General features: G+C 63.6%; 10 protein-coding genes, 1 tRNA gene and 1 pseudogene. 9 read left to right on the forward strand and 3 right to left on the reverse strand.

What is annotated here, in order from left to right:
• Window positions 1–329: 329 nt before the first annotated feature.
• From rpmG to AAFP05_RS05925, 4 genes are all read left to right on the forward strand, one after another.
• Complete coding sequence (gene rpmG / locus AAFP05_RS05910; RefSeq protein ID WP_341728929.1) at window positions 330–500, forward strand: 50S ribosomal protein L33; 171 nt, start codon at window positions 330–332, stop codon at window positions 498–500.
• A 137-nt stretch (window positions 501–637) separates the two neighbouring features.
• A complete protein-coding gene (locus tag AAFP05_RS05915; RefSeq protein WP_341728930.1) occupies window positions 638–1,069 on the forward strand; it encodes a MaoC family dehydratase N-terminal domain-containing protein in 432 nt (143 codons plus the stop codon).
• A complete protein-coding gene (locus AAFP05_RS05920; protein WP_341728931.1) occupies window positions 1,066–1,488 on the forward strand; it encodes a MaoC/PaaZ C-terminal domain-containing protein in 423 nt (140 codons plus the stop codon). Before AAFP05_RS05915 ends, AAFP05_RS05920 begins: the two co-directional genes overlap by 4 nt.
• 7 nt (window positions 1,489–1,495) lie before the next feature.
• On the forward strand, window positions 1,496–2,668 hold the full coding sequence (locus AAFP05_RS05925) for a UDP-N-acetylmuramate dehydrogenase (protein ID WP_341728932.1): 1,173 nt from the start codon (window positions 1,496–1,498) through the stop codon (window positions 2,666–2,668).
• A gap of 105 nt (window positions 2,669–2,773) precedes the next feature.
• Here AAFP05_RS05925 and AAFP05_RS05930 read toward each other — a convergent pair whose 3' ends face one another.
• Window positions 2,774–3,973, reverse strand: a complete 1,200-nt coding sequence (locus tag AAFP05_RS05930; RefSeq protein WP_341728933.1) for an amino acid aminotransferase — start codon at window positions 3,971–3,973, stop codon at window positions 2,774–2,776.
• Between the two features lie 182 nt (window positions 3,974–4,155).
• Between AAFP05_RS05930 and AAFP05_RS05935 the strand changes: the two genes are divergently transcribed.
• The 5 genes from AAFP05_RS05935 (at window position 4,156) to rplA (ending at window position 7,047) form a co-directional block, all read left to right on the forward strand.
• Window positions 4,156–4,228, forward strand: a tRNA-Trp gene (locus AAFP05_RS05935).
• A gap of 78 nt (window positions 4,229–4,306) precedes the next feature.
• Window positions 4,307–4,810: a preprotein translocase subunit SecE gene (gene secE, locus AAFP05_RS05940; RefSeq protein ID WP_341728934.1), complete on the forward strand. Its 504-nt coding sequence runs from the start codon at window positions 4,307–4,309 to the stop codon at window positions 4,808–4,810.
• A 17-nt stretch (window positions 4,811–4,827) separates the two neighbouring features.
• Window positions 4,828–5,676, forward strand: coding sequence for a transcription termination/antitermination protein NusG (gene nusG / locus AAFP05_RS05945; RefSeq protein ID WP_341728935.1), 849 nt, complete (start codon window positions 4,828–4,830; stop codon window positions 5,674–5,676).
• Window positions 5,677–5,780: 104 nt separating this feature from the next.
• Window positions 5,781–6,212: a 50S ribosomal protein L11 gene (rplK, locus tag AAFP05_RS05950; RefSeq protein ID WP_341728936.1), complete on the forward strand. Its 432-nt coding sequence runs from the start codon at window positions 5,781–5,783 to the stop codon at window positions 6,210–6,212.
• A gap of 121 nt (window positions 6,213–6,333) precedes the next feature.
• Window positions 6,334–7,047 (forward strand): 50S ribosomal protein L1, encoded by a 714-nt coding sequence (gene rplA / locus AAFP05_RS05955; RefSeq protein ID WP_341728937.1) that lies wholly within the window; start codon window positions 6,334–6,336, stop codon window positions 7,045–7,047.
• A gap of 125 nt (window positions 7,048–7,172) precedes the next feature.
• Here the strand turns inward: rplA and AAFP05_RS05960 are convergent, their stop codons facing one another.
• Both AAFP05_RS05960 and AAFP05_RS05965 read right to left on the reverse strand, forming a co-directional pair.
• Window positions 7,173–7,628 (reverse strand): hypothetical protein, encoded by a 456-nt coding sequence (locus AAFP05_RS05960; protein WP_341728938.1) that lies wholly within the window; start codon window positions 7,626–7,628, stop codon window positions 7,173–7,175.
• Window positions 7,625–7,984 (reverse strand): annotated as a pseudogene (locus AAFP05_RS05965) (hypothetical protein); the annotation flags it as partial. The pseudogene AAFP05_RS05965 and the gene AAFP05_RS05960, both read right to left, overlap by 4 nt.

Consider the following 7,984-nt stretch of genomic DNA (forward strand, 5'->3'; position numbering starts at 1 on the left):
AGAGCAAGCGGCTCATAATCGCTGTGTCGCGGGTTCGAGTCCCGCTCCCGCTACAGACGACTGAGGTGAGCGGAGACTGAGCGTAGCTCGAGTCTCCCGAGGCGATGGAGTCAGTTGGCGATGTGTAACATCGCAAACACAAGTGATTGAGGTGAGCGAAAACCGAGCGAAGCTCGAGTTTTCCGAACCGATTGAGCTTGTTGAGCGACGCAAGGCGTCATCAACACAAGCGATTGAGGTGAGTCGGCAAGGCTCGCCGGGGTCGCGACACAAGCGATGCGTAGCATCGTGACCACCGGAACTGCACGCAAAGCTGAAGAAGGACCATCATGGCGAAAAAGGCGCAGGACATTCGTCCGAAGATCACTTTGGCGTGCACGGAGTGCAAAGACCGCAACTACATCACCAAGAAGAACCGTCGCAACAGCCCGGATCGTCTTGAGCTGATGAAGTTCTGTAAGCGCGACGGCAAGCACACCCTGCACCGCGAGACTCGCTGAGGCCCGCCGCAGCGCCAAGGCAGCTGAACGGCCGTCTGCATTTGCAGGCGGCCATTCTGTGTTCCCATCCGAGTCTTGTTGGCGCGGGCATCGGGCGCTGAGGATCTGACCTCCGCGGTTTCGGCTACCGTAGATGAGTGCCCATTTCTGCAGAACACGTCGGACGCGTGTACCCGGCCACCAAGCCTTACCGGGTGAGCCGCGCCAAGATAGCCGAATTCGCCACCGCGCTCGGGGACTTCAACCCCGCCTACTTCGACGATGAATTCCCGATCGCGCCGCCCACTTTCGCGGCCGTGATCGCAGCCCAGGCATGGGGTGCGATGTTCGACGATCCCGAGTTGGGGCTGGCGCTGCGTCGCACGATTCACGCCGACCAGCGTTTCGACATCGTCCGGCCGCTGCATGAGGGTGACGATGTCCAAGCGACGCTGACGATCGAAAAGGTCCGCTCGCGGGGCAACGTCGATATGGTCACCGTCGGGGTCGGCTTGTCGACCGTCGGTGGCGAGGAACTGGGCGCTGCGACCAGTCAGCTCATCCATACCCGTGAGGAGGCTGTCGAATGACGGCGATCGATCTGGCAGCGGTTGCCGTCGGCGACCAACTGCCCCCTCTCGAGCTGCATCTGACCAGGCCTGATGTGGTTCGCTATTCGGGTGCATCCACCGACTTCAACCCGATCCACTACTCCGACCGCGTCGCGAAGGCGATCGGGCTGCCCGGGGTTGTCGTCCATGGCATGTGGACGATGGGCGCCGCGTTGCGCATCGTGACCGACTGGGTCGGGGACCCCGCCCGGGTGGCCAGCTACTTCGTCCGCTTCGTCAACCCGGTGCCGGTGCCCGACGATGACGAAGGCACCGCGGTGCAGGTCCAGGCACACGTGACCGCAGTCAGCGACGGCGTGGCGACCATCGCGCTTGAGGCAACCCACGACGGCGACAAGGTGCTCGGGGCGGCCAAGGCTACCGTGCGCCTCGATTGAGGACCCGATGGCTGACTCTGACTACCTGACCCTGCCCGACGACTTCATGGCGCTGGACGACGACGATCCCACGCAGGTCGATTCCTGCTCGCTGGAGCGGTTGTCGGCCTCGCTGCCGGCTCGGCCCACCAGCGATTCGACGCTGCTGGCCGATCACACCACATTCCGGATCGGGGGGCCGGCGCGCAAGCTGGTTCGGGCCGAGAGCCGGGACGAACTCATCGAGGCTGTTCGGGATGCCGATGCGGCGGGGGAACCGTTGTTGGTGCTGTCGGGCGGCTCTAATGTCGTGGTCGCCGACGAGGGCTTCGACGGCACCGTGGTGCTTGTCGACAGCCACGGAGTCGAGGCCGATGTCAGTGCCTGCGGGGGGGCACTCGTCCAGGTGCAGGCCGGCGAGGTCTGGGACGATCTTGTCTCCTATTCGATCGACCAGGAATGGGTCGGCGCGGAGGCATTGAGCGGGATTCCTGGACTGGTGGGTGCCGCACCCATCCAGAACATCGGCGCCTACGGGCAAGATGCCTCCCAGACCATCGCCAGGGTGCGCACCTGGGACCGGGCCACCGGTGAACTGCACACCTTCGTCGCCGATAAATGCGGTTTCGGCTACCGTGATTCGGTCTTCAAGCGTTCGCGGGTCGGCGCGGCGCCGACCGGGCGCTACGTGGTGCTCGATGTCTGGTTCCACTTCCCGTTGGGGAGCCTGTCAGAACCGATTCGCTACGCGCAGTTGGCTGCGGCTCTGGGCGTCCGGGTCGGCGAGCGGGTGCCTGCCGTGCAGGTGCGTCAGGCTGTGCAGGAGCTGCGGTCGTCCAAAGGCATGGTGCTCGACCCCGACGATCGTGACACCTGGTCGGCCGGGAGCTTCTTCATGAATCCGATCGTGGACGCCGAGATCGCCGATCGGCTCCCGGAGGAGGCGCCGCGGTTTGCGCAGCCCGATGGCAGGGTGAAGACCTCGGCAGCCTGGTTGATCGACCAGACCGGTTTCGCGAAGGGATACCCGGGCAGTGGCGCGGCGCGGCTGTCGAGCAAGCACGTGCTGGCGCTGACCAACCACGATGGTGCGAGCGCCGCAGACATCGTCGAGTTGGCCCGCACTGTGCGGGGCGGAGTCGATCAACGATTCGGCATCCGTCTCGAGCCTGAGCCGGTACTCGTCGGCCTCGAGATCTGAGGGACATCGGCTGGTTTTCGCCGGGCAGCGATTATCGAGTTCAGTTTGGTAGCTATATCAGACCAAACTGAACTCGATAATTTCGTTTCGAGCCTGCGCGATCCCTCAGCCCCTGACGACGGCTGCGATCGCCTTCGCCACGTACTCGACGTTGTTCTCGTTGAGCGCCGCCACGCAGATACGGCCGGCGTCGGTGCCGTAGACGCCGAACTCCTCACGCAGCGCCAGCATCTGGTCGCGGCTCAATCCCGAGTAACTGAACATGCCGACCTGCTCGGCCACATAGCCCATCTCAGGCACGCCCGCCTCGGCCAGATGAGCAGCCAGCGAGGCGCGCATGGATTTGATCCGCTCGCGCATGCCGGTGAGCTCATCTGCCCAGATCTGGCGCAACTCGGGGTCGCCCAGCACGGTCGCAACAAGCAGAGCGCCGTGCGTCGGTGGATTCGAGAAGTTCGTTCGCACCACGATCTTCAGCTGCGAGCGGACCCGAGCCGCCTCGTCGGCATCCCCGCAGAGCACTGACAAGGCGCCGACCCGCTCTCCGTAGAGACCGAAGTTCTTGCTGAACGAACTGGAGCAGAAAAGAGTGTCGAGCCTCGCCGCGAACGTCCGCACCACCCAGGCATCCCAGTCCAGACCCTCGCTGAAACCTTGATAGGCCATGTCGAGGAACGGGGTCAGCTTCTTGGCCTCAACCACGTCCAGCACCTGCGTCCACTGGTCGTGGTCCAGGTCATAGCCGGTGGGGTTGTGGCAACAGGCGTGCAAGACCACGATGGTGCCCGGTGCCGCCGCGCTCAGATCGGCGAGCATGCCCTCGAAATCGACGCCCCGGCGTTGCGGATCGTAGTAGCGGTACGACGAGACCTGGAAGCCTGCCCGGGAGAACAACGCCTGATGGTTCTCCCACGATGGGTCGCTGATCAACACTGTGGCGTCGGGATTCAGTCGGCGTAAGAAGTCGGCGCCGATCTTCAGACCGCCGGTTCCGCCGAGCGCCTCGACGGTCACCACACGACCGTCGGCGACAACCGGGGAGTCGGCTCCGAAGACCATCTCACGGACGTCCGCGGTGTAGCTGGCCAGCCCGTCGATGGGCAGGTATCCACGGGGCTTGGGGTCGATCGCGAGCCGCTGCTCCGCGATCTTGACACAGCGCATCAGCGGAAGCTTGCCGGTGGCGTCCTGATACACCCCGACACCGAGGTTGACCTTGCTGGGTCGCTTGTCAGCGGCATATTTCTCGGTCACGCCCAGGATCGGATCTGCAGGAGCCTGCTCGACTGTGCTGAAAAGCGACATATGATTCCCCTTCGACTGCGGATTGCCATCGCCAAGGCTACCGTCACCGCTCGGGACGCTGCTGGCGAGAGATCCTGGTTCGCATTGCGGGCGGCCAGCTAGTACACTCAACTACTTGTCGGCAAGATTCAGTCGTCGAACGCGCCTTTTGAACAGGGGCGGACGACATTGGATGCAGTCGAAGGGCAATAGCTCAATTGGCAGAGCAGCGGTCTCCAAAACCGCAGGTTGGGGGTTCAAGTCCCTCTTGCCCTGCGAACCGGGCGTGGGTCGAGGCAGGTTCCTTGCCCACGCCAGTTTCATGACAGCAGGAGTTTCGGTGGAGGACGACTAGTGGCGGATAGCAGCAAGTCCCGTGGTGACGGCAAACCGGCCCGCGCCGCCTCGTCAACTCCTGATGCCGAGGATGACGAGTTGACCGGTTCCGAGGCTGTCGACGATCTCGCCGAGGCTGCCGACGACCTCGTCCAGGACGCCGATCAGGCGACTCAGACCGACGCACCCGATGTGTCGGACGAATCCGATGAGATCGACGAGGACGAAGCCGCCCAATCGCCCAAGCCGAAGCTCGTCAAGCGCAATCAGACGGTGGCTCCGGTGAAGAAGGCCGAGGCGACACGCAAGCAGTCCGACGCAAAGAAGTCTGACCATAAACGCACCACCCCTGTGCAGTTCACCAAGCAGGCGATCGGCGAGCTCAAGAAGGTCGTCTGGCCCAGCGCGAGCACCACCCGGCAGTACTTCATCGTCGTGCTGGTCTTCGTCTTGTTCGTCATGGCATTCGTGGCGGGCCTGGACGCGCTGTTCGGCTGGCTCCTGCTGCTGTGGCTGTCGTGATCGACGAAGGAGGAGTAATGAGCCAAGACGCCAATGACGACCTGAGTCGCGACGAGGTTGAGATCGACCTGGGGGCCGACCTCAACGAGGCGCAGCCCGCGGACGACATCGAGATCGACCTCGACTTCGCCGATTTCTCCGAGCCCGAAACCTCGGACGACGATCTGGGCATTGATCTTTCCATCGATACCGAGGAGCCGGAGGCGCAGGGTGTGCCCGAGGGTGCCGAGGAACCCGAGGATGAGCCCGACGAGGCCTTGGAGAAGGCTCTCGAGGAGTTGCGCGCCGAGCTGCGCGCCAAGCCGGGTGACTGGTATGTGGTGCACACCTACTCCGGCATGGAGAACCGTGTGAAGCAGAACATCGATGCGCGCGTGATCTCGCTCAACTTAGAGGACTTCATCTACGAGACCCTGGTCCCGACCGAGGATGCCGTCGAGATCCGCAACGGCCAGAAGAAGAACGTCACCCGTACCTTCATGCCCGGCTACGTGCTGGTCCGCATGGAGCTGACCGACGAATCGTGGTCGGCGGTGCGCCATACGGCGTCGGTCACTGGTTTCGTCGGCCATGCCACTCAGCCGGTGCCGCTCGATATGGACGAAGTGGAGCGGATGCTTGCTCCCGCAGTCCAGGCGAAGGTGGCCGCGGCCGGGCAGACGACGACCAAGAAGCGCAAGAAGATCGAGGTCGTCGACTACCAGGTGGGCGATTCGGTTCAGATCATCGATGGCGCATTCGCCGGCGTCCACGCCTCGATCACCGAGATCAACCCCCATAACCAGCGCGTGAAGGCCATGGTAGAGATTCTGGGTCGTGAGACCCCAGTAGACTTGACCTTCGCCCAGATCCAAAAGGACATCTGACCCGAAGGATCAGTGCCGTCTGCGACGGCGAACCGCATATCTCGGCCGGGCCGTCTACCTGACCGGGAATGCGTCAGAAAGAACAGATTGGAAAAGGACCCAGAATGCCTCCCAAGAAGAAGAAAGTAGCGGCGATCGTCAAGATCGCCATCAACGCGGGTGCCGCCACTCCGGCCCCGCCCGTAGGTACCGCACTTGGTCCCCATGGCGTCAACATCATGGAGTTCGTCAAGGCGTACAACGCGAAGACGGAAGCCCAGCGCGGCACGGTCGTCCCGGCCGAGATCACCATCTTTGAGGACCGGACCTTCACCTTCATCGTGAAGACCCCTCCGGCCGCGGAACTGATCAAGAAGGCTGCCGGCCTGCAGAAGGGCTCGGGCAAGCCGAACAAGGAGAAGGTCGGCAAGATCACCTCCGATCAGGTGCGTGAGATCGCCAACACGAAGCTGCCCGACCTGAACGCCAACGATGTCGAGGCCGCGATGAAGATCGTCGAGGGCACCGCCCGTTCGATGGGTGTCACCGTCGAGTGACGCTCGCTGTCCCCGGCCGGGGGCAGAGCTAACCCATAGATGACCAACCACCTGGTAGGACGTGCGCTCCGGACCAGGACCTGGTGAATCAGCCTGCGAGGCTGACGGAAAGGAACCAGACATGAAGCACAGCAAGCGCTATCGCGCTTCGGCAGAGCTGCGGGACGGCGATCAGCTCTACAGCCCCGAAGAGGCAATCGCGACCATCAAGAAGTTTCAGGCCGGCGGCTTCGACGAGTCGGTCGAGGTATCGATGCGACTCGGTGTCGACCCCCGCAAGGCGGACCAGATGGTCCGCGGCACGGTGAATCTGCCCAACGGCACTGGCAAGACGGCACGGGTCCTCGTCTTCGCCCAGGGCGCCAAGGCCGCAGAGGCGCTGGAGGCCGGCGCCGATGAGGTCGGCTCGGACGAGCTCATCGAGAAGGTGGCCGGTGGCTACCTGGACTTCGATGCAGTCGTCGCGACGCCTGATCTGATGGGCAAGGTCGGACGCCTCGGCCGCGTCCTCGGCCCGCGTGGCCTGATGCCGAACCCGAAGACTGGCACCGTGACCATGGACGTCACCAAGGCGGTGACCGACATCAAGGGCGGCAAGATCGAGTTCCGCGTCGATCGTCACGCGAACCTCCAGTTCATCGTCGGCAAGGTCAGCTTCACCGAGCAGGCGCTGCTGGAGAACTACCGCGCAGCCATGGAGGAGATCTCCCGGCTGAAGCCGAGCACCTCGAAGGGACGCTACGTCCGAAAGATCGTCGTTTCGACCACCATGGGCCCCGGCATCGCCGTGGACGTGGCCGCCTCGAAGCCGGTGACCGAGGCCGCGGCATCCTGATCGAACAATCCGATTGAACGACCGACCTGGTCGTGACTTCAGCAGAAGACCCCCGCCGGCAGCTGCCCGGCGGGGGTCTTTCATGTCTTGTTCAGTTCTCGCCGCGGGAAGTGAGGGGTGGCTGGCTAGACGACCATCCGGCGCAGCATCAGGTATGCCGTGCTGGCCAGGGCGACAGTGACAAGCACCCCCTGATCCCACAGCCAGGGCATCGAGAAGAAGTAGGCGTCGAATCCCCACCCGTCGGTGGCTGCCTCGATTGCCCCGCCGACGAGATAGGTCAGCGCGAGCACCAGACTGATGCCGGTGGCATAGAGCATCGTGCCGGCGAAATACTCCCGCCGCGAGATACTCATCGCCTGCGAGAAGGGGAAATGATGACTCAGGGCGATCGCGGCGATAGCCAGCAGCGACCACATCGGTGCCTGGCTGCCCCCTTCCACTCGCACCGAATCGCCGGGAATGGCGGCGAAGATGGCCAGCGTGATAGCGAAGGCGCCGGCCAGCACGAGCAGCGGGACCAGCGCGAAGGAAATGGGAGTGATCAGGTACAGCCGAGCCACTTTGACGATGCGGTTCATCGATGTGTTCCTTCCAGGTTCCAGCTCTCGTGGCCGGCAACTGAGCCGTTCATGTGCTGGGTCGTGCGGACGATCAGTTGCTGCAGCGAGACCGGGAGGAAATCGATTCCGGCCGCCGCCATCGTGGCCCGCTCGGCCGCCGAGTACTCGCCGAGCACCGTGACGGAGGTCACTCGTCCCAGCGATTCGGTATGCAGCACCTCGCGTCCGACGACGAATCGGCTGACCGCTTCCGCGTTTCCGACGATAGTGGCGGCCTGTTCCAAGATGGTCTGGGTGTTCTCGTCGATCAGCACGCGGCCCTTGTCGATCAGCACCACGTGCTCGATCAGATTGGCCACCTCGTCGATCAGATG

This window comes from Brooklawnia sp. (assembly GCF_032229645.1).
Lineage (GTDB): Bacteria > Actinomycetota > Actinomycetes > Propionibacteriales > Propionibacteriaceae > Brooklawnia.

Excerpts from the sequence above, each read along its gene's own strand:
- nusG (WP_341728935.1), top strand. The coding sequence starts at position 4,828 with ATGAGCCAAGACGCCAATGACGACCTGAGTCGCGACGAGGTTGAGATC.
- AAFP05_RS05930 (WP_341728933.1), bottom strand. The coding sequence starts at position 3,973 with ATGTCGCTTTTCAGCACAGTCGAGCAGGCTCCTGCAGATCCGATCCTG.
- rpmG (WP_341728929.1), top strand. The coding sequence starts at position 330 with ATGGCGAAAAAGGCGCAGGACATTCGTCCGAAGATCACTTTGGCGTGC.
- AAFP05_RS05920 (WP_341728931.1), top strand. The coding sequence starts at position 1,066 with ATGACGGCGATCGATCTGGCAGCGGTTGCCGTCGGCGACCAACTGCCC.
- rplK (WP_341728936.1), top strand. The coding sequence starts at position 5,781 with ATGCCTCCCAAGAAGAAGAAAGTAGCGGCGATCGTCAAGATCGCCATC.
- AAFP05_RS05925 (WP_341728932.1), top strand. The coding sequence starts at position 1,496 with ATGGCTGACTCTGACTACCTGACCCTGCCCGACGACTTCATGGCGCTG.
- rplA (WP_341728937.1), top strand. The coding sequence starts at position 6,334 with ATGAAGCACAGCAAGCGCTATCGCGCTTCGGCAGAGCTGCGGGACGGC.
- AAFP05_RS05960 (WP_341728938.1), bottom strand. The coding sequence starts at position 7,628 with ATGAACCGCATCGTCAAAGTGGCTCGGCTGTACCTGATCACTCCCATT.